15 protein-coding genes are annotated in these 20824 nt (G+C 59.5%); 14 read left to right on the top strand and 1 reads right to left on the bottom strand.

Translation table 11 applies throughout. The features are described 5' to 3' along the window. The first annotated feature begins 352 nt into the window (after positions 1-352). From JO015_07115 to JO015_07080, 8 genes are all read left to right on the top strand, one after another. Positions 353-2254 (top strand): KUP/HAK/KT family potassium transporter, encoded by a 1902-nt coding sequence (locus JO015_07115; protein MBV9998869.1) that lies wholly within the window; start codon positions 353-355, stop codon positions 2252-2254. 529 nt (positions 2255-2783) lie between these two features. Then, positions 2784-3203, top strand: coding sequence for a hypothetical protein (locus tag JO015_07110; GenBank protein MBV9998868.1), 420 nt, complete (start codon positions 2784-2786; stop codon positions 3201-3203). Positions 3204-4271: 1068 nt separating this feature from the next. After that, a complete protein-coding gene (locus tag JO015_07105; protein ID MBV9998867.1) occupies positions 4272-5654 on the top strand; it encodes an MFS transporter in 1383 nt (460 codons plus the stop codon). Further along, positions 5647-6411 (top strand): SDR family oxidoreductase, encoded by a 765-nt coding sequence (locus tag JO015_07100; GenBank protein ID MBV9998866.1) that lies wholly within the window; start codon positions 5647-5649, stop codon positions 6409-6411. Before JO015_07105 ends, JO015_07100 begins: the two co-directional genes overlap by 8 nt. Before the next feature lie 12 nt (positions 6412-6423). Next, positions 6424-7146 carry an SDR family oxidoreductase gene (locus tag JO015_07095; protein ID MBV9998865.1) on the top strand — a complete coding sequence of 241 codons (723 nt, stop codon included), beginning with the start codon at positions 6424-6426 and terminating at the stop codon, positions 7144-7146. Between the two features lie 354 nt (positions 7147-7500). Beyond that, a complete protein-coding gene (locus JO015_07090; protein MBV9998864.1) occupies positions 7501-8496 on the top strand; it encodes an asparaginase in 996 nt (331 codons plus the stop codon). 185 nt (positions 8497-8681) lie between these two features. Continuing rightward, complete coding sequence (locus JO015_07085) at positions 8682-9563, top strand: polysaccharide deacetylase (protein MBV9998863.1); 882 nt, start codon at positions 8682-8684, stop codon at positions 9561-9563. Positions 9564-9957: 394 nt separating this feature from the next. Beyond that, entirely contained in the window at positions 9958-10974 is a 1017-nt protein-coding gene (locus tag JO015_07080; protein ID MBV9998862.1) for a GTP-binding protein, read from the top strand. A 1001-nt stretch (positions 10975-11975) separates the two neighbouring features. Here JO015_07080 and JO015_07075 read toward each other — a convergent pair. Further along, complete coding sequence (locus JO015_07075; GenBank protein ID MBV9998861.1) at positions 11976-12176, bottom strand: hypothetical protein; 201 nt, start codon at positions 12174-12176, stop codon at positions 11976-11978. Positions 12177-12368: 192 nt separating this feature from the next. Here JO015_07075 and JO015_07070 point away from each other — a divergent pair, with 192 nt between their 5' ends. The 6 genes from JO015_07070 (at position 12369) to JO015_07045 (ending at position 20583) form a co-directional block, all read left to right on the top strand. Further along, positions 12369-13574, top strand: coding sequence for a cation:proton antiporter (locus JO015_07070; protein ID MBV9998860.1), 1206 nt, complete (start codon positions 12369-12371; stop codon positions 13572-13574). A 330-nt stretch (positions 13575-13904) separates the two neighbouring features. Next, positions 13905-14672: an SDR family oxidoreductase gene (locus JO015_07065; protein ID MBV9998859.1), complete on the top strand. Its 768-nt coding sequence runs from the start codon at positions 13905-13907 to the stop codon at positions 14670-14672. A 280-nt stretch (positions 14673-14952) separates the two neighbouring features. Beyond that, positions 14953-15678, top strand: coding sequence for an SDR family oxidoreductase (locus JO015_07060; protein MBV9998858.1), 726 nt, complete (start codon positions 14953-14955; stop codon positions 15676-15678). A 470-nt stretch (positions 15679-16148) separates the two neighbouring features. Continuing rightward, on the top strand, positions 16149-17516 hold the full coding sequence (locus JO015_07055) for a TIR domain-containing protein (GenBank protein ID MBV9998857.1): 1368 nt from the start codon (positions 16149-16151) through the stop codon (positions 17514-17516). Between the two features lie 738 nt (positions 17517-18254). Continuing rightward, positions 18255-19631: an FAD-binding oxidoreductase gene (locus JO015_07050; protein ID MBV9998856.1), complete on the top strand. Its 1377-nt coding sequence runs from the start codon at positions 18255-18257 to the stop codon at positions 19629-19631. A gap of 853 nt (positions 19632-20484) precedes the next feature. Beyond that, the gene (locus JO015_07045) at positions 20485-20583 is read left to right on the top strand and encodes a DUF433 domain-containing protein (GenBank protein MBV9998855.1); all 99 of its coding nucleotides are present in this window, start codon (positions 20485-20487) and stop codon (positions 20581-20583) included. Positions 20584-20824 lie beyond the last annotated feature (241 nt).

Raw genomic sequence — 20824 nt, 5'->3', positions numbered from 1 at the left:
GCAACGCCCGTACAGGGACTGAAGTCCCTGCCGAACCTCAGCCGTCCCTGCGGGACGAAAGCAATACCCGGCCGTGTATCCTTAACTAAATGGCCGTGGGGTTTTACCCGGGGCTGGGTTCTGCCGCCCCTTCAGCAAATCCGACCTGGCGGGGCGGGCGTTTGTCAAGGTGGGCGTACGGACGTGACGCCTTAAGGAGGGCTAAACCCGGCTCAACCATCCTGAGAAGGGGTGTAAGATGGGAATTCGGTCGGGTTACGTCGTGGCGCCACGGAAGTCCCTGCGTTGCTCGGCAATCTGCGTCATCGACATCCGGACGTCGCACCGCTAGCATCTCGCCCGCTCCCAAACGATGAACCTCCAAGCAAGCAACCATCCGCATCCCGGTTCAACGCCACCGGTCCGAAGCTCCAGCCTCGCCGCCCTGGGCCTGGCAGCGCTCGGGATTGTCTTTGGCGATATCGGCACCAGCCCGCTCTATACACTCAAGACCATCTTGAGCATGGCCCCCGGCACACCCACAAACGACGTTGTGCTTGGTGTGCTGTCGCTAATCATCTGGACGTTAATCATCATCACATCAGTGAAATATGTCGCCTTTGCCATGAGCATCGACAACGATGGGGAAGGCGGCATTCTTGCCTTGATGTCGCTGCTGGGTACCAAAAAGCATCAGCGGCCCGTCATCGTCGCAGTCGGGCTTTTTGGGGCCGCATTAATTTATGGCGACGGTGCAATCACGCCCGCGATCTCGGTGCTCTCTGCGCTTGAAGGACTCAAAATCGCGACGCCGGCCGTCGAGCCGTACGTGCTGCCGGGAGCGGTGGCGATCCTCATTGCTCTTTTTGCGATTCAGCCTCAGGGCACCGCTCGGATTGGCAAGGCCTTCGGCCCGATTATGTCCGTATGGTTTTTGGTGATTGCGGTTATGGGTATCGCCGGCATAGCCCGTCATCCAGCCGTGCTTGCGGCCTTGAACCCCCTCTATGGGATGCGCTTCCTGTTCTCAAACGGCTTTGCGAGCTTTCTCATTCTGGGCGGCGTTTTTCTATGTGTAACAGGAGCCGAAGCGCTTTACGCCGACATGGGCCATTTCGGCCCGCGCCCGATTCGATTGACCTGGTCGTTTATTGTCCTGCCAAGTCTGGTGCTGAACTATGCAGGACAATCCGCTCTTGTGCTTGAAGGTACGCCGACGACGGACAACATTTTTTACCGGCTGTGTCCTGCACCCTTGCTGATCCCGTTCGTCATCCTGGCTACAATCGCGACTATCATCGCCAGCCAGGCGATCATTACCGGAGCGTTCTCCATGACCCGTCAAGCTATCCAACTCGGCTGGCTGCCGCGCTTGAAGATCGTACAAACATCCGAAGAGGGTTACGGTCAGATCTATGTCGGAGCTGTCAACTGGCTGCTGATGATAGTCACGATTGGCCTGACCCTGTTTTTCGGCAAGTCCGACAATCTGGCCGCCGCTTACGGTATCGCTGTATCTGCAACGATGATATTGACAACCGGGCTACTGTTTATCGCGATGCGCGATATCTGGGGCTGGAGCTTGTTTGCTACTGCTGCAGTCGCGGGCGTATTCTTCTGCATCGATGCCGGTTTCTTCCTCGCGAATCTCGCCAAGGTGGCTGAGGGCGGTTACGTTCCGCTGCTTCTGGCCGCACTGGTCTATTCCGTCATGTTCATCTGGCACCAAGGGGCCGTCACGGTCGCACAACGCCTCCCCGAGGAGGAGGTCCCGATCGAAGAGTTCATGCGTTCGATCGAATCGCAAAATATTCCGCGAGTTTCCGGGACAGGAATTTTTCTCACTCGGACTGCGCACGTTGTCCCACCGGTCATGATCTGGCACGTAAAACATAATCGGGCACTGGCGGAACATTTGTTGGTGCTGAACGCGGTTAGCGAAGCGGTGCCATGGGTCAACGATTCGGAGCGCCTCGTGGTCACCGAAGTGCAGCCGAATTATTGGCGCGGGACAGCGCACTTCGGTTTCATGGAGAGGCCGGATATTCCGGCGGTGTTCAAACAAATGTGCGCGCAAAACTACTCCATGAATTTCAGTGATGCTGTGTACTACGTCGGTCACGGCACGATTGTCCCCAGGGATGATGCCAGGGGATTGGCCAAATTGCAGCAAGCGCTCTATATCGCAATGGAGCGGAACTCCGTACACGTCAGCGACTTTTTCCGTCTGCCGGATGACAACGTCGTCTTGATCGGTCGCAGGGTCACGATCTAGGCGGCGAGGAGCAGGAGGGAAAGCGTAAACTGACCGGTGTTTAAGCCGCCATCCGGGCACGGTTCTCGGCAGGCCGTAAATTCGGATACAACCCCCCCCCGAAAAGGCTCTTCCGGCCGCTATATCGAGGACCTGGGTGCGCATTTGCAGGAGCGGATGGGCACCTTTCCTGGTCCGTTGCAGCAGCTGCTTTAGCATGAAAGCCCTTCGGCTCGACCGTTTTGGTGCCGGCCAGGGCTCAGGTGGGTTCTGGCACAAGATCTCTCGGCGCGGCCGTCGGCCTGTACTTTATCATCCGTGCTCGCAACGGGCCGCGTTTCGTGCGCTATGTTTCCCAGCCGATCGACGCCGGCAGCCGTCTGTGCAGCGACCAGCTTCGACGACTTCAGGGTTTCTACTCGCGTAAGGGCTTCCCGGACAGACTGCGCGTGGCGCGCTTCGACGATCGCGTCCAGGATTGCCGATCGAAACGATCTATCCGGAGATGAACGCACACCAGAAACGTTATCGCCCGATACGAGGCCGGATTATGAGACCCATCTTATTAATCGCCACCAGTTTGGCTGTTGCATCGGCAGCAAAAGCTCAAGATGATAAAACAATCTTTTCTGGCGCTCATGTAGGAATGACCATTGAACAATGCGAGAAATACTACCACCGGTTACACATTGGCGCAATGGGCCACAGCGGCGCGCCTAAAGGCGAAATTCAGGTCGAGTTTCGTACCGATGGTAGTCCCCAGCGGCGCGTTTATGTCTACTACCTGAAATCCAACGGAAAAATCGTTTCCGTGACTTACTCGAAAGTGGGTGACGATGAAACGTTTTCCAAAGAAGAGATTCAGTACCTCACCGGCCTCAATCACGGAAGCGGTGTAACGACTAAAGTAACAGGGGGTGATTTTGAAGTCAGCACCCCTGAACAGGCCCGACTCGAAGAAAGCCAATGAGCCATGCGTGGAACGTCGCGACCTCGCGCCTTTATGGAGAACCCCGCGACATTTGTCGCGGGGTCTCCGATCTCAGGCCGGTGCCAATGAAACGATGTCTCCTGGTGTACGAGGGGCGAGGCGCCTCTTACCGGCGGGCTGAGAATGGCCGGTTCCGGCGGGGCCAACCCTCGCGCGTAACGCCTCCGACGGGGTCCCGTCCGGGACGGGTAAATACCGCGACAACTCTGGACGGGCCATCTCCTGCAGGGAGTAAGTGTTGCCGGCGGGTTCTGCCGCCCCTTCAGCAAATTTATCTCGGTAACATTTCGACCGGATTTCAGCCCCGAAGGGGCGCTGGAACATAGCCCAGGGTTTACCCTGGGAAACCGTCAAATCACGATCGAGCCCTGAAGGGGCGGCAGAAAGCGTTACTCACGGTTTCTGCCGCCCCTTCAGGGCTAATTCGGGGGGGAAACGCCTTCCCAGGGTAAACCCTGGGCTATGTTCCTTTGGCCCTTCAGGCCATCGAACCGTCTACCGGCTCGTTTGGCCTAGCCCGTGTATACGGTCCAGTAGGTGTAACGCCGGCAGGGCCTGGGTAGGAAGACAAAATTTTACCTCCATGGCCGTCGAGATGGTATAACCGGCCACGGAACATCCTCCGGCGCCGGCACCTCCCGGGCCGGCATTCTACCGGAATGACCGCCTGAATGTTATTGCGGGAGAGCGGGAGCATCGGGGGGCTCTTGGGTTAGCGCGCAGGTGCCCGCGTTTTACCGCAAATCGGCATCGAGGCCTTTGACAGTGACTGGCGCTGCGCGCTGCCGAAGCTGCACCTCAGCTGGAGCATCCGTCCCCTATGATTGCGGCGCAGCCTCCGCTTTGGTCTGGTCTCGCCGCCGACTGCTGAACGATTTAACTGGAAATGACACCACCGCGTCACCCGCCAATTTCGAAATTAGTTCTGGCAGACGGTATAAAAGGTGCTCAAGCGCCCTCGTCGGTCCAACCAACAGGAGGGGAGAAACGTCAAGCCCACCTTTTTAACTGTTTCTGACAAAGGCTATCAACTGGATTAAGAATTCTGTGAGCAAAACCTCCCTGAGCATTGACCTTTCAACTCCGGCTGCAAACGAGAAGCGCAGGTTCCCCGCATTTTCCAAAAAGGACACCAACATCGCCACGATACTGGCCTTGCTCGCCTGGACCGTGGCGGTCTTTGACTATGGCCTTTTCGGTACCATTCTGCCGGCCATGCAGAAAGAATTCCGCTGGACGGAGCCGGAAGCCTATGCTGTGAACACCTGGATCGCCGTCGGCACCGCCATCGTATGTTTTGCCCTCGGTCCGGTGATCGACCGCCTGGGGCGCCGCAAAGGCATGATGACGTCAATCGGCGGCACCGCCGTCGTGTCTTTCCTGACGATCCTGATCCCAGCGGGCTTGGGGTTCGTCAGCAACGGATTGCTCGTTCTCATCCGCTCGTTTGGTGGGCTGGGTTTCTCCGAACAGGCAGTCAACGCCACCTACATGAACGAGGTTTACCAGGTGACCGAGGATGAAAAGAAGCGCAAACGCCCCGGATTCCATTACTCCTTCATTCAAGGAGGCTGGCCGTTAGGGTTCCTGTTGGCCAGTGCACTGGCCCTTGTCTGTCTGCCGGTTTTTGGCTGGCGCCCGCTGTATGCGATGGCGGCCGTACCGGCGGCGATCATTGTCTGGGTGATCTCCAGGAAATTGAAGGAAACGCCACAGTTTGAACTCCATCACAAGCTGACTCAGCTGGAAACACAGGGTAAATCGGAGGAAGCGCACGGGCTGGCGGCTTCCTACGGGGTGGAACATTCCTCGGCGGCGCCATTGAAGCGCATTTGGGAACCGCACCTTCGCCGGAACACAATCGTGTTCTCACTGGCCTGGATCGTCAACTTTTTCGGCATTATGATCTTTAGCGTCTTGGGCAGCTCGGTCCTCAAGAACGCAAAGGGCATAGAATTGTCCGCTGCTTTCTGGATGTTGATCGTCATCAACCTTATCGCTTATTTCGGCTACGTCTTCCACGGCTGGCTCGGAGACCAGATCGGCCGCAAGCCGACGATCGTCATCGGCTGGGTTCTGTCCGGGATATCTTTTGCCATTATGCTCAGTCCTATCGCAGTGCACCCCACGCTGATTATTCTTACCTATGGAGCAGGGCTGTTCTTCCTGGTCGGTCCCTACGCCGCCATCCAATACTTCATGGCAGAGTGCTACCCCGTAAGTTGCCGGGCCACCGGTACAACGTTCATCGGCGCGATGAGCCAACCTGGAACCATCCTTGGAGGGGCCCTGTTCACCGCCGTGGCAGCTGCCGCGGGCACCGGAACCGCTGCCCTGTGGGTAGGGGCATTGGGAACGTTGCTGTCGGGTATCATCATGATCGGTACCAAAATCCCCACCGAGGCGCTCTTAGAGGAACCCCATGCCTGAGGTCAAAGTAGCCATCGTTACCGGCGCTGCCAGCGGGATCGGCCGCGCGCTTGCGGTCTACTACGCACGGCATGGCGTCCGTACCGTAATCGGAACGTTCCCGGGTGATCCCCACGACCCGGAAGAGACCCTTCGTCTGGTAACGGAGGCAAGTGGCAAAGCGGTCATTCACGAGGTGGATGTCCGGAGCACCCCTTCGGTCGATTCCTTCGCCCAAAGGGCGATAACGGAGTATGGCCGGCTCGATTATGCGGTGGCAAACGCTGGCGTTCTCCGGAATGCCGCCCTGTCCGATATGTCGGACGAGCGTTGGAACGACATGCTCGACGTCGATCTTACCGGCGTGCTGCGCACCCTGCGCGCCGGGGCGGCAAAAATGACCGGGGACGGTGCCATGGTTGCCGTTTCCTCGATCGCCGGCGGCGTCTACGGATGGGAGGAGCACGCCCATTACGCCGCGGCGAAAGCGGGCGTGCTCGGGTTGATCCGCAGCCTGGCCGTTGAGCTGGCCCCGCGAGAGATCCGCGTGAACGCCGTGATCCCGGGTCTCATCGAGACGCCTCAGTCACTGGACCCGGTCAATTCACTGGGGCCGGATGGCTTGCGACGTGCCGGCAAGGACATCCCCTGGGGGCGTGTCGGGCGGCCGGAGGAGGTTGCCAGCGTCATCGGATTCCTCACCTCGGAAGACGCCCGGTACATCACTGGCCAGCCCCTGATTGTCGATGGTGGCCTGACCGTAAAAATGCGGGCCTGAGGCGGAAATAACATGGCATACGAATCGCTTCGCCAATTCCCGAACGGACGCTCCGTCGTCGTCACCGGTGGCAGGAGCGGGATCGGCCGCGCCATCGTCGAGGCCTTCCGGGCCAACGGCGACCGGGTGGCGGTCCTGGATCTAATCAGCGGCGATGATGTCATCCGCGTGGATGTCGCTGACGAAGGCAGCGTTCGAGCTGCTTTTGCCGATGCCCGGGAGCGTCTCGGGCCAATTGACATTTTGATCAACAGTGCGGGATTGCTAACGGAGTCACCGCTCGCAGAGATGTCCCTTTCCATGTGGAACGAAACGATCCGGGTGGACCTGACCGGAGTCTTCCTTTGTTGTCGAGAGGTCGTAGGGTCGATGCGTCATCAAAAGTGGGGACGCATCATCAACATCTCCTCGCAGCTGGGGATTAAGGGCGGAATCGGGCTCAGCCACTACAGCGCGTCTAAAGCGGGTGTAATCGGCCTGACCAAGTCCCTGGCCCTGGAGTTGGCACCAGACAACGTTTTGGTCAACAGCATTGCCCCAGGCCCGATCGAGACCCCGCTCGTTGCGGGTATTTCCGAGGGCTGGAAGGCAGCCAAGCGCGCTGAGTTGCCGCTTGGACGCTTTGGCAGGCCCGAGGAGGTGGCTCCAGCAGCAATCTTGCTCGCCAGTGATCCTGGAGGCAACCTCTTCGTGGGACAAACCCTTGGTCCCAACTCGGGCGACGTCATGCCATAAAAGCGGGATCTCGGATCTGCAGAGCCGACAGGGCGAGAGCGGTTCCGGAGCCGGATTTCGGCCGGCAAAAACCTCGCGGCCCGGCTTCCAAGCAACCCGGCGGCTTTGAGGGTTTTATTTGAGAATCGGCCTGAATCGTTCTGCTCTCGTTCGTGCTTAGAATGTTTCCTCAGGCGATTATCGAAAATAGTCGCTTGCTGAATCCAACCACTCAGCCCATTTCGCCCGTAATAGTCCATGTGGGGGGCGACTGCGTGGGTAGCCCCCCGGCAGTAAGAAAGGCGGCAGAACCTCGGCTCGAGGTTGGTACCTGCGGATCTGCCGGGACAGTTTGAAGCCGAAAAAGTTTCGGGCGTGAACGAAGGCCAAGACATCGTCGTGGTTGGTACGGGCGGCACCATTTCGTCCCGTTTCGATCCCTCTCAGGGACGAGTAACCGCTTCGCAGGATCTGGAGGAGATCGTGGCGTTGCTTCCCGACCGTACGAATCTCCCCAGGGTTAGGTTTCAAAATTTCACAAAGATCTCGGGATTCGAGATGACCATCGAAGTCGCGCATTCTGTCGTGAGGCATATTGCAAGTCTTCTCGCCGATCCGGAAGTGGGAGGGGTGGTCGTGACCCAGGGTACGGATACCATGGAGGAAACAAGTTTCCTGGCAGATCTGTTGCTGCCTTCTGGAAAGCCTGTCATTTTTACCGGGGCCCAGTTGCCGCATGATCATCCCCAGACCGATGGGCCGCGAAACATCCTGGATTCGATTCGAGCAGCGGCTTCGCCTGATTCAATCGGGCTGGGAGTAATGGTCTGCTTCAATGGCCGGCTGCACGCGGCCAGGGACGTAACAAAAGTTCATACGAGTGCGCTGGAGACGTTTCAGTCGTACGACCACGGCGCATTAGGTTGCGTGGACGACGGCCTGGTCGTTATCTTTCGCCGGCCGCGTTTTCGTGCTTTGCTGTCAGCCGACCGCCTGGATAAACGGGTGGACCTGATTCGTTTGGTCCTGGGAATGGAAGCTCGTGTCCTGGACGCCGCGCTGGCGAACGGCGTTGACGGCATCGTGGTAGAAGCCTTTGGGCGCGGCAATGCCACCACCGAGTTCGGCCGCGGCGTAAGCCGAGCGTGCGCAGCAGGCGTTCCTGTGGTTGTCACCTCACGCTGCCCGAGCGGTCGAGTGCGGGCCATTTATGGAAGTGGCGGGGGAGGAGGCCGCGATCTGGAGGACGCTGGCGCCATTTTCGCAGGGGACCTCAAAGGTCCCAAGGCCCGCATCGCATTGATCGTTGCCCTTAGCGATCCTGGCGCGCGCGTGCAGCTGCGTGAGCTGTTCGCCGCGCTTGCGCCATAGAGTGTTATGCGTTCAACAGGTGATATAGCTACCGCCGCCACTCAGCAGAAACCGGACAAGTTTGGGGTTCAGCCGCTCCGCGCCTGTGAGAGGCCACCCTGTTTGTCCTCGGTCGACTAAACAACTAAACACACGCCGTACAACCACCAACCGGCGAAAGCCGCGCCTAAAAACAGGCCCTATTTATGCCAAAGGAAATATTGTGTGCATTCGGAGTAGACGTTGACGCCGTGGCAGGATGGCTCGGGTCTTATGCTGGAGAAGATTCCCCCGATGATATCTCGCGAGGATTGTTCGCCGGCGAAGTCGGTTCACCCCGATTGCTGAACCTGTTTAAGAAGTACAATTTGCGAACCACTTGGTTCATTCCCGGACACTCCGCAGAAACGTTCCCGGACGAAATGAAAGCGGTTGCAGAAGCGGGGCATGAGATCGGAGTTCACGGTTACAGTCACGAAAACCCGATCGCAATGACCCGTGAACAAGAGGAAGCCATCCTGGATAAATGCCTTGATCTGCTGACTAAGCTTTCAGGGAAAAGGCCCACCGGCTATGTGGCTCCCTGGTGGGAATTCAGCCCTGTCACCAATGAATTGCTCGTGGAGCGTGGAATCAAATACGACCATAGCCTGATGCACAAGGACTTTCATCCGTACTACATCAGGGTCGGCGATAGTTGGACGAAAATCGATTATAGCAAACATCCAAACGAGTGGATGAAACCGCTCGTCCGGGGTCGGGAAACGGACTTAATTGAGATCCCGGCAAGTTGGTACCTCGATGATTTGCCGCCGATGATGTTCATAAAGAAAGCTCCGAACAGCCATGGCTTCGTGAATCCCCGGCATCTCGAGGAAATGTGGCGCGATCAGTTCGACTGGGTCTATCGGGAATACGATTACGCCGTGTTCGCGATAACGATTCATCCGGATGTCTCTGGCCGTCCTCAAGTGCTTCTTATGCTTGAGCGGCTCGTGGAGCATATTCTAAAACATGAAGGCACAAGGTTTTTGACCTTCGACGAGATCGCCGATGACTTCAAGAGCCGTTTCCCGCGCGCCCGGTAAACCGGGAGAAAGGATTCGCTGTGCGCTGAGCGGCGCACGTCAAATAAGGGAGGGCCTCACCCGGTCACGGATCTATGTGCGGACTTTGCGGGTTGCTCGGAACTGAATCGGACTGGTCCGGTTCGATCGGCAGCACCTTGCCGGCAAGACAAGAACGGTTTCTGAGAATTGCTCAAGCAAACCGGATTTTAAGCCTGTTCCGATTGCGGCTGGACGATTTTCAAGGGGTATCCTACCTTCTAACCGGCCCGACTGGGCGATGCGAGGTGGTCCCCGATCTTGGACAGCTTTGGCGGTTTGCGGAGTTACTTGCGCATCGTCCTATTGATCCATTGGATGAGGAACTATTGGCCCGGCTAACTTCCATTCCACCGTGACCGCACCGAGTGACCTCATCCCCGTCAACGTGATTACCGGCTTCCTCGGGAGCGGCAAGACGACGTTGTTGCGAAAACTCCTCGTCTCCGATCTCGCCGGCGAGACCGCAGTGTTGATAAACGAATTCGGTGAGATCGGAATCGACCATTTGTTAGTTAAAGAGGTCGCCCCGGACGCGGTCCTCCTAAAGAGCGGCTGCGTTTGCTGCTCGATACGCGGCGATCTTAAGGGGGCCTTGGTTCAGTTATTCTCCAGGCGGCAAAAGGGAGATATTCCTTGCTTTCGGCGGGTTATTTTGGAGACGACCGGCCTAGCAGATCCGGCGCCGATCTTCGCAACCATCGTGGCTGATCTGATGCTGCGCCATCATTTCAGACTCGGCCCTATCATCACGGTCATCGACGCTTTTAATGCTTCTTTGCAGGAAGGTTTGCATCCGGAGTGGACGGCGCAGGTGACCTCGGCGGATCGGTTGATCCTTGCGAAATCCGATCTGGTGCCTGCCGAAGCCTGCGAAAAGCTTCGATCACGCCTGAAGGTCCTCAATCCAGCCGCGCCAATAGCAATGAACTCCGCGGTAGAGAATGGCGACTTATCCCTTCTAACCGCAGGTCTGCACGACCCGCGTCCGGATATTGAAGTGGAGCGGTGGATACGAAATTTCGGGACCGATCAGAGCCCAAATGGTCCGATCGACGATAAACGGCATGAGGGCCACCGTCACGCGGAGCATGCTGACGTTAACGCATTCTGTCTGACGTTCGACCGGCAGATAAACTGGGTTGCTTTCGGTCTTTGGCTTTCCATGTTGCTGAACCGGCACGGTCGCGATGTACTGAGAGTTAAAGGGATTCTCAATTTGAGTGGCACGAGGTATCCGATCGCGATCCATGGAGTGCAGCACCTGGTTCATCCCCCCGTTCACCTGACCGCATGGCCGGATGACGACCGGCGGTCACGCATCGTTTTTATCGTGCGAGGAATTCAGCCGGCAGCGGTCGAAAGGTCATTTGCCGCTTTTGTAGGCATTTGATCCGATCGGCCGGCCAAACACGGCGCGAGCATCGGCGCCAAAAACCCGAAGGTCTCCCGAGGGGGCGCAACCCCTGCGGAACGAAAGCAGTACCCGGCCTCGTATCCTTCTAAATGGCCGTGGGGTAAACCTGGGCTAATGTCTGCCGGCCCGTTGGGCCCAAGAACCGGTTCAACCAGCGACGGAGCATCCTCCGGCGCCGGTATCCCCTGAGCCGAAATTCTACCGGGATAATGGTCTGAAGGGTATAACTACCCGGCAGGAATTCCGTGTGCACGGACCTCCGAGAAATGCCGTAAGCGTTCGCCATAATTCGGAATGAACGGCTGACCGGCCACGATGTACGCGCCGGACTCGTCTGACACCGTTTGCCTGCGGGGGGTGCGACCTTAGTTTTGATGATTCACTTAGCTGGTTTTGGCGGGGCGTTTGCAAAACGTCCCGGCTTGATCCGTGGCGGGCTCCGGATTGCGTCGCCGCTTTCGGCCACACCCGCGTCCGCGGGCGGACGTGAGCGGCGCGCCTGCCGGCCAGCGTAGGTGCCAAACGTCGCGCGTTTAAACCTTGGGCAATCCCACCCGCCGGGAGGGATGCATCAAGTGCGGATACGGGGCGAGCGGCTTCTCCATCCCGTGATGGGGGGCAAACAACCTTCGCTTCCGGGTGCGGACGCCCAAGACGTTCACGAGGGCGGCAACCTGGATGGCGGAGAGCGGGAGGCCGCAGTGAGGACAAGTCAGGCCGGAGTTGCTCATGGGAGACAGCAACGACCCGAAGGCAGGGTAAATCAACGATTCATGCGTCGAATGCTCGGTGCGGGTAGGCCCGGTAAAGGGGTCGGGGTTGAGTACCGCCCGGTTCGCCGGCCAGGCAGTGGGCCGGCCATCACACGCGCTGTCCGCGGGAACGGGGGCACGGCAAGGGTATGGTTGCGCCTGTGATGCGCGAAGAATTTTCCCGGCTGCGGCGTGCGCGTTCAAACGTTCGCGGCCGCCCTGCGGTTAGAAGCCCCGCCTTTCGGCGGGCGGTTCGACGGGACGGTCGGGTGGCCCTTGCTGGTGGCGAATTTGCTCGAAGGCGTCCGCGGCCCGGTAGGCGTCCTGGGCCAGTTGCAGGGGGTTTTCGTCGGGCTTACGGTTGGTCAACAGGGTCAGGAAGATCTCCCAGGCTTGCTCGTCGCGGGAATCGGGTCGGATCGGCATGGCCTTAGGGTACCGGCGTTCCGGTCGACAAACAACCGCCGCGGCTCCGCGCCAGGGCCGGCGTGCCGGCACGTTGGAAAAGCTGCGTGCCCGGGGGGCAAAACGGCACCAGCGGGGGGATTCGCCCTTGGGGGACGGCTTTCCCGCTTTGGCTGGCGGTTTGGTCGCCGGCCAGGTAATGCTTGCGCCCCAATGCCCCATAACGTCGCCCTGATCTCCACCATCGCCGTCGGCTTGGTTTACGCCCTGGCCGGCGGCCTGCTCGCCATGCGCCTGCACCTGCCGCCGCTGGTCGGCTACCTGTTGGCCGGAATCGCGGTCGGGCCTTTCACGCCGGGGTTCGTTGCTGACGTTCACCTCGCCCCGCAACTGGCCGAAATCGGCGTGATCCTGCTCATGTTCGGCGTGGGTATGCACTTCTCCCTTAGTGACCTCCTCGCCACGCGACGCATCGCTCTGCCCGGCGCGCTGCTGCAGATCGCGGCGGCCACGGCGCTCGGCGCGGGCTTAGCGTACCTGTGGGGTTGGGACCTCGGCGCGGGCCTGGTCTTCGGGGCGTCGCTCTCGGTGGCCAGCACCGTCGTGTTGCTGCGGGCGCTGGAGGCACGCGGCAGCATCCACTCGGAAAACGGCCGCATTGCTGTCGGCTGGCTTATCGTGGAGGACCTGATAACGGTGCTGGTGCTCGTGCTCCTGCCGGCCCTGGCGGGCACCCTCGGCGGCAATGCTCCCGCAGGGGCCGCAAGGGAGGGGGAGACGAACCTGGCCCTCATCGTCGGGGTGACCTTGGGTAAAGTGGCCGCTTTCGGCGTGCTGATGGCGCTGGCCGGCGCGCGCATCCTGCGCTTTGTGCTCTCGCGGGTGGAGCGCACCGGCTCGGGCGAACTGTTTACCTTGGCAGTGGCGGCCATCGCCCTCGGGGTGGCTTACGGCGCGGCGGAGCTGTTTGGGGTGTCGTTTGCCCTGGGGGCTTTCATCGCCGGCATGGTCGTCAACAGCTCGGACCTGAGCCACCGGGCCGCCCGGGATTTACAGCCGCTGCAGGACGCCTTTGGGGTGCTCTTCTTCGTGGCGGTGGGTATGTTGTTCGACCCGGGCATCCTCCTGCAGCAACCCGGGCAGGTTCTGGCGGTGGTCGGGGTGATCATCGGGGGCAAAGCGCTGGTGGCCTTTGGCCTCGTGCGGGCCTTCGGCTACCCATTAGGTGCGGCGCTGACTATCGCCGCGAGCCTGGCCCAAATCGGCGAGTTTTCCTTTATCTTGGGCGAGCTCGGGCGCTCCCTCGGGCTGTTGCCTAAAGAGGGCTTGAGCCTGATCGTGGCCGGCGCGCTCATCTCGATTACGTTGAACCCGCTGGGGTTTGCCGTGGCGAGTTGGCTCGGGCGACGCGCGCGTTAGAGTGGCGGGGCAACGCTTCGTGCGCAGACCCGTCCGTGGATCAGAAGTGGCGGCCGTTTGGTATCAACCCTTACTTTTCCCTGGCTTTAGACCATCGTCTGTGCTTGGCTTGCCTGTTAGATTCGTACGCACCTTTTCGTCCGATCTCCTTCACCCTCCTAACGTCGGTGTCCTGGGCGTCGCCTTGTCCTGGGGAATCGCTCGATGACAGCCGGCAGAAGGCGCTCGTTACCCTAAGTGGGACGGACGCCCCCTGCAGAGGTTTCGCCCTTCTGTAACGGGTTAAATCAACCAAGCAAATCTTTCAGCGCCAGCAATAGGAATACACACATGAAGATAGTTGTGATCGGCGGCACCGGGCTCATCGGCAAACGGCTTGTGAGCAACCTTCGGCAAAAGGGTCAGGAGGTCGTCGCGGCCTCCCCTTCTTCCGGCATCAACGCCGTCACGGGTGAAGGATTGGCGGATGCGCTGGCCGGCGCTCAAGCGGTCGTTGACGTGGCGAACTCGCCTTCTTGGGACGACGCGGCCGTATTGAATTTCTTTGAGACCTCAAGCCGAAACCTGCTTGCGGCGGAAGGCGCGGCCGGCGTGGGGCACCACGTTGCCCTGTCCGTGGTTGGCACCGATCGCCTGCTGGCGAGCGGTTATTTCCGTGCAAAAATGGCGCAGGAAAACCTGATCAAAGCCTCGAGGCTTCCTTACACGATCGTCCGTGCCACGCAGTTCTTCGAGTTCGTGAACGGCATCGCCCAATTCTCCACCCAAGGGGCGACGGTCCGGTTACCCTCCGCGCTCATGCAGCCCATCGCGGCCGATGATGTCGCGGCGGCTCTGGCGGAGGTCGCCCTGGCTAAACCCTTCAACGCGACGGTCGAGCTGGCCGGTCCCGAACCGATCGGAATGGATGCATTCGTCGCGCGTTTCTTGAGCGCAAACGGCGACCCGCGCAAGGTGATCACGGACGCCCATGCGCGCTACTACGGCCTGGAGGTTAACGATCAGAGCCTCGTCCCTGGAGGCAACCCGCGCCTCGGTCCGACGCGCTTCGAGGATTGGCTCAGCCACTCCCTGTCGACGCACGAGCATGGAGGATGACCCGCACCGCAGAATAACGAACTCACCCGAATCACGCATGAACGATTCCGCTCAGGAACTCTGATCCGGGCCGGCTTCGCGTTGGTTTTTGTCCATCCGCTATCGGGCCCCCGTCATGCAATCCGGAATCGTGAAGAACAACAACGGGCAAGGACAAATCGGCGCGGCGATACCTCACTGAAGTCGGCCCTATCCTTGGCGGCGGGGAGTTGACGCGTTTTGTAAACGCCGTCGTGCCTTTCGCCCTAAACGGCGTGCAGCTCAAACAGAAAGACATTCGATGAATACAACCCAACAACCTGCCGCCATCGTCACCGGCGCTTCCAGCGGAATCGGCCGGGGCGTCACACGGACACTGCTCGAACGCGGCTGGCGTGTGGTGGGCACCTCCCGCACGATCAGCAGCTCGAAGGACGTTACGCCCTCGCCTGAGCTCGTCCTCGTGGATGGAGACGTCAGCAAGAAAGTAACCGCCATCATGGTGGTAGACGCAGCCGTCAAACATTTCGGCCGTATTGACCTGCTGGTCAACAATGCTGGAATCTATATGCCGAAGGCGTTCACCGGCTACACCGAAGAAGACTACAACCTGGTGATGAATACCAACGTCGCCAGCTTCTTCTACATGACGCAGCAGGTGATTCCGCAGATGAAGAAGCAGAATTCCGGGCACGTGGGAAGCATCTCGGGGGTTTCCGTGGATCAACCGAGCAGCGCCGCGGTCGAACTGTTGGCCGTGCTGTCGAAATCGCCGATGCCGGCTGCGAGTAAGGCGCTGGCGCTGGAATACGCGGCGAACAACATCCGGTTCAACACGGTGTCTCCTGCCGTCGTTAACACACCGATGCACGCCAGGCGCAATCATGCGGACCTGGCGAAGCTACATCCCCTGGCTCGGATGGGTGAAGTTTTGGATGTCGTCGACGCGGTGCTCTACCTACAAAGCGCCACGTTCGTGACGGGCGAAAACATCCGAGTGGATGGAGGGGTCCACGCCGGCCGGTAATAATGCCACTGCCGCGATCCCCGTTGGGGAGCCTGCGCCGAGGCGTCTCATCCCGGCTTTGTCCATTATGCCCCATCCAGAATCGGTTTTGCCATGCGCTAAAATTCCGTCTTCCTTCCCGGGCGCCCTGCCATATTTACACCTATTAAACCGTATAAACGATTTAGGCCCAACGGGCCTATGAACCGGCCCATTGGGCCTAAGACCGATTCAGCCAGCTATGGAGCATCCTCCGGCGGCGACATCCCCCGAAGCCGGCATTCTACCGAGATAACCGTCTGAATGGTATGACTCGAAAAATGCGTTCTGGCGCAAATCTCGTCAGGTGTATGTTTTTGGCGATCCGAACCGAACTGCCCGGCTCTTCAGGGCATTGAAAGTATATCGGGAGCGGAGTGGCCCGGGCCCGTTGTGATTTGCGGCAATCTATGCAGGTTATCGGGCATTCACGCGTTAAATCGAGGTGCAGCATGACGACGGTATTTCTCAGCCACAAGAGCCAACATGCGTCCGCGGCGAGAGCCCTGGCTGGCGCGCTGAGCATCGTGTTCGGAAGGGCCGAAGTTTTTCTCGCGGAGGACATCGAAAAGGGCGAGGACTGGAGGGCGGAGATCGACCTGGCCCTGCGCGAGGCCAAGTGTTTTATCCTCTTGTACGGCGATCCCCAGCTGGACTGGTCGTGGTGCTTTTATGAGGCCGGGGCTTTCGCCAAGATGAAAGACAAGCCGGGGCGTCCGGTTTTTTGCCTGCATCCAGCCGATGTCGCGCCCCCGAGCCCACTGGCATACCTGCAGACCATCACGGCGACAGCCGACCAGCTCGAACAGTGGATCCGAAACGCTCTCTGCTCGATTCACGGATGCCAACAACCCACTGCCGACGAAATTTCCTCAAGCATCGAGAAAATCGAGAAGCTCGTCAACAACACGGGCCCGGTGCAGGAGAAGGTACTAAAGCCATTTATCTGGATCGAACCGTCGTGGCCCGGGCCGGGCGACGAACCGAATTGGAACGATGAGCGTGCTCTGTCCGAAATCGATTTCTCGCGCGCCAGCGTTTTGATCGACCCTGACTCCGCCACGCAGCTGGGATTTGCGACGCCGCCCAGAAGGAAACAGCTCCTGCCGTTCCTGCGTGAACTCGCTTGCGACGCGGAATGGAGCGATGACAGAGTGGAGTTCTGGATCGCGAAATTGTTCGAGTCGCTGCGCGAGGCGGCGAAAGGGCGCTTGCTTTTCCAGGAGGCCGCGTATTTCCGGCACGAAAGCGGACGGATTTTGCGACCCGTCGTGGTCAGCTATGTGAAGAACTCCAGCGGGACGAAATGCAGACTGCGCGTGATATTCGCATCTGCGTTCGGTTCGCCGCTGACGGATAACCCAAACCTGGTGCAACGGCTCACCGTCGGGATACGCCTGGCGGTTCGCACGCGCCTTGAGGTCCTGGATCCGTTTCTTGGCCGCATGGCCGAGGTGCATCGCGACAAAGTCCTGAGCGCACACCCCAGAGACGCAATCGCGAGGCGCAACCCCGTTGGAGGTCGAGTGACCGAGGCTCTCGACGCCATCTTGCAGGAGGCTTTGGCGCACGGGATGAGACCGGGTGATCCTCCCCCAAGATTGTTCGAAGGACCGGCCCAGCATGAGTATGAGGAGATTCGCAATCGCGCGGTGTCTTTATGGCAGGGACTCAAGAACAAGACATGGCAGGAAGATCAGAAGGGAACGGGCGAGTATCCGGAATCGGAGCTACTCCTCGGCGAATTGGACCAATGTAACCAGGCCTATCTCGACCTTAGTCTTCCCCGTCTGCAAGAGTTGCTCAGGAGAGGGCATTGATAGCCAGACAGCCCCAATACGACCCGAGGAAAAAAACGGATAAAAGCCGGCTGCTGTTACTTCGTGAACACACTGCACAGCTCCTGTGTGGGTATGGATATTGATCCCCCGGGGTAAACCCCACTGCCATTTAGTTAAGCGCGAGGTGGGACGCTTTCGTCCCGGAGGGACGAAGGCCACGCCCGGCCCGCCGGCCCTTAACTGAATGGCAGGGTAAACCGTGGGCTGGGTGCTGCCAGCCCTTTGGGGCTAAAACCGGCTCGCTCGGCCGGAGCAAGCAAGGCCAAAGGCCACCCGCTCCGGCCGTCTCACTCCCGCAACGAGCCGCTCAACCGACCTCAAAACCGGTGTAGAACGGATTCTGCGATGGTCCTTTGGAGGGGCCGCCGGACGACACCCTCAAGGGGAGAGCGCACGAAATGGGCCGTCGCGTACCGTGTCCGTTCGTGGGGGGCAACCGCAGCGTCCGTTGGCTCCCACGCGTCATGCGTGCCGCCAACGGCCGATCGGCCGATCTACTCCTTTAGTGTTATTGCCTTTACGGCCGATGCCGTGCCATTAAAGGCATTTCTAGGACAGGGTTAGTCGTCTTTGTTCCTCTGCCGTGAAGAGGGCCTTCCTCGCCGTGCGGAGGGGTGGAGGCGCCGACATTTCGCCTGAAGGTCCGTCTGACTCCAGAGCCGGGGCGTTTTGCACCTTGGGTTATTCTAACTCCGCAAAAACTAACTGGAAGGCTACATGCAACAAGAAGTGCTCAGCGAGCTAAGCAAAAACGTTCGGGGGAGCGTAATCCCCCCGGCCAGCGGCGAATACGACGCCGCTCGTAAGGTGTACAATGGCATGATCGATCGTCGTCCCGCCGTCATTATTCGATGTGCGGATGTGGCGGACGTGATGGCAGCAGTAAAATTTGCCCGCAGGGAGGGTCTCACGGTTTCCATTCGCGGCGGGGGCCATAACGGTGGCGGGCTGGCCGTGTGCGATGACGGACTCGTCATCGACCTTTCGTCCATGAAAGGGGCCCGGGTCGATCCGATCAACTGCACCGTGCGGGTGGGACCCGGCAGCATGCAGGGCGACGTCGATCACGCCTCGCACGCGTTCGGCATGGCGGTACCGGCCGGCATCGTCTCGACGACCGGGATCGCGGGTCTGACCCTGGGCGGTGGCACCGGCTACCTCACCCGCAAGTACGGCCTGACCATCGATAGCCTGATCCAGGCGGACATCGTGCTGGCGGACGGGAGCTTTACCACCGTCGATGCGGCGCACAACGAGGATCTCTTCTGGGCCTTACGCGGCGGCGGGGGGAATTTCGGCATCGTGACGAGTTTCGTGTTTCGAGCGCATCCCGTGAGCATGGTTTACGCCGGACCAATCTTTTGGGAAATCAAAGACGCTCGGCGCGTGATGCAGTGGTACCGGGAGTTTCTGCCTCAGGCGCCCTTGGAGCTATGCCCGTTTCTGGGGTTGAAGACCGTACCCTCGACGGCTCCGTTTCCCAGAGAACATTGGGGCAAGAAGATTTGTGCGTTGATCTCCTGCTACAGCGGCCCCCCCGAGCAAGGCGAAGAAGCCGTCAAGCCGATTCGCCGAGAGCTTCCGGCACCGATCGTTGACTGGATGGGGCCCATGCCGTTTCCGGCTCTGCAGAGCCTGTTCGATCCGCTATTGCCGTCGGGGCTGCAGTGGTACTGGAGAGGCAATTTCGTCAAAGAGCTTTCGGACAAAGCCATCGACACGCATTTGGAGTGGAACGCCAAGGCGCCGAGCGAACTCTCGTTGATGCATCTCTATCCCGTTGACGGCGCGGTGCACCACGTGAGGCCGGACGAGACAGCCTGGAGCTTCCGAGACGCGACGTGGTCGATGGTTATTGCCGCTATCGATCCGGATCCCGGTAAGGCCGGAGCCCTAACGGCGTGGGCCAAGGGGTATTGGGAAGCCATGCGTCCCTACACGATGGGCGGCGCCTACGTGAACTTCATGATGGATGAAGGACTCGACCGAGTACAAGCGACCTATCGGGATAACTACGCTCGGCTGACGGAAATCAAACGAAAGTACGATCCGGATAATTTTTTCCGCATCAATCAGAATATCAGACCGGCTTAGAAAGCACGCGAGAGGCGGTGGACTACGGCGCTGGGTGAACCGCCATTCGGACGGAAGCGCCGGGCTGATATCAACGATCCTTTCGCCACGGGAACCGGCTCAACCAACGTGCAAACCGGTGTAAGTTTCGTTGCCGCTTTGGGGTTTTCCCTCGGGAATCGTGCAAGGTGCACGGCATATGTAGCAATTAATTCCTGCGGTCGTAGCCCGAACAACGGCCGCCGGCCGGGGTTTCTCGAGGGGAATTTGCCAAGGCGCCGGAAGCCAGGTTGGTTCATGACAGAGTCCAGAAGCGCCCGTTCCCCCGAAGTTTCTGCAATCGCGGGCATAACAAAATCGCGGAGGGGTGGCGAAGGCAGCGTTCCTATGTAGAGCGTAAAAACTTCCGTAATACACTCACCGTCACCCACCTGCTTCGCATGGATTCGAACCATGACAAAGTGATCCAGAGTCATTTCGGACGGTGTTCCATCCTGTTTTGCAAAGCGGCCTTCTGTGCCGGACAACCTGCTCTGAAGGAAGACCTTACGTCGGGCGTGATCGGCACAGGACGGCGCACGACGGACCACGAACGAACCAAAAAAGTGGCGAAGAAAGGGGCGAAGGGGATAAAAGCTGTTTTCCCAAGACGGCGTCTCGTGCCGTCCTGATTGAGACCGTGTACCGCTTGTACCATGAAGCCGGTACTGGCCACCCGAGCCTGGCGCCCTCAATGTTCGTACAGCGTGCGCAAGGATCGGTATGGCTTCGCTTCGGGTTCCGCGCGACATCCTGGGGATACAAACGGGGCAATGCGTCGCGCAACGCAGGGACCTTCCCGTATCGAATGCCGGTGCTACTTTGATCGTTACGCATGGACTATCGTTCGATTATCACGCTTGAACCAGGTAAGCGGGGCGGAAAGCCGTGCGTTCGCGCCCTGCGCATCGCAGCCGAAGACGTCCTGGGATAAGGATGACGTGGAGTGGCCCGAACCGGCGCGGGCGCGCGCCTACGAGGCCTTATTCCCCGTATACCGGGACGGGTACGCGGCCCTGCCGGGCGTGTGGCGCCGGATGCAGGCCGCTCGGGAGACGATCAATGGCGCCTGAAACCAGAGTCATGGAAGTCGCGGTTATCGGCGACAATTTCATGGCGCCCGATAAGTTCGAGCAAGCAATCCGCGAGGCCTGCGACGACGCCGTCACGATTCG

It is taken from the genome of Verrucomicrobiota bacterium, assembly GCA_019247695.1.
GTDB lineage: Bacteria > Verrucomicrobiota > Verrucomicrobiia > Chthoniobacterales > JAFAMB01 > JAFBAP01.
This window is presented reverse-complemented; position numbering and strand designations above follow the sequence as displayed.

Bases quoted from the DNA above. Each gene is read 5' to 3' on its own strand.
- JO015_07075 (MBV9998861.1), bottom strand. From the start codon at position 12,176: ATGCCGATCCGACCCGATTCCCGCGACGAGCAAGCCTGGGAGATCTTC.
- JO015_07070 (MBV9998860.1), top strand. From the start codon at position 12,369: ATGCCCCATAACGTCGCCCTGATCTCCACCATCGCCGTCGGCTTGGTT.
- JO015_07085 (MBV9998863.1), top strand. From the start codon at position 8,682: ATGCCAAAGGAAATATTGTGTGCATTCGGAGTAGACGTTGACGCCGTG.
- JO015_07110 (MBV9998868.1), top strand. From the start codon at position 2,784: ATGAGACCCATCTTATTAATCGCCACCAGTTTGGCTGTTGCATCGGCA.
- JO015_07115 (MBV9998869.1), top strand. From the start codon at position 353: ATGAACCTCCAAGCAAGCAACCATCCGCATCCCGGTTCAACGCCACCG.
- JO015_07050 (MBV9998856.1), top strand. From the start codon at position 18,255: ATGCAACAAGAAGTGCTCAGCGAGCTAAGCAAAAACGTTCGGGGGAGC.
- JO015_07065 (MBV9998859.1), top strand. From the start codon at position 13,905: ATGAAGATAGTTGTGATCGGCGGCACCGGGCTCATCGGCAAACGGCTT.
- JO015_07095 (MBV9998865.1), top strand. From the start codon at position 6,424: ATGGCATACGAATCGCTTCGCCAATTCCCGAACGGACGCTCCGTCGTC.
- JO015_07055 (MBV9998857.1), top strand. From the start codon at position 16,149: ATGACGACGGTATTTCTCAGCCACAAGAGCCAACATGCGTCCGCGGCG.
- JO015_07060 (MBV9998858.1), top strand. From the start codon at position 14,953: ATGAATACAACCCAACAACCTGCCGCCATCGTCACCGGCGCTTCCAGC.
- JO015_07045 (MBV9998855.1), top strand. From the start codon at position 20,485: ATGGACTATCGTTCGATTATCACGCTTGAACCAGGTAAGCGGGGCGGA.
- JO015_07100 (MBV9998866.1), top strand. From the start codon at position 5,647: ATGCCTGAGGTCAAAGTAGCCATCGTTACCGGCGCTGCCAGCGGGATC.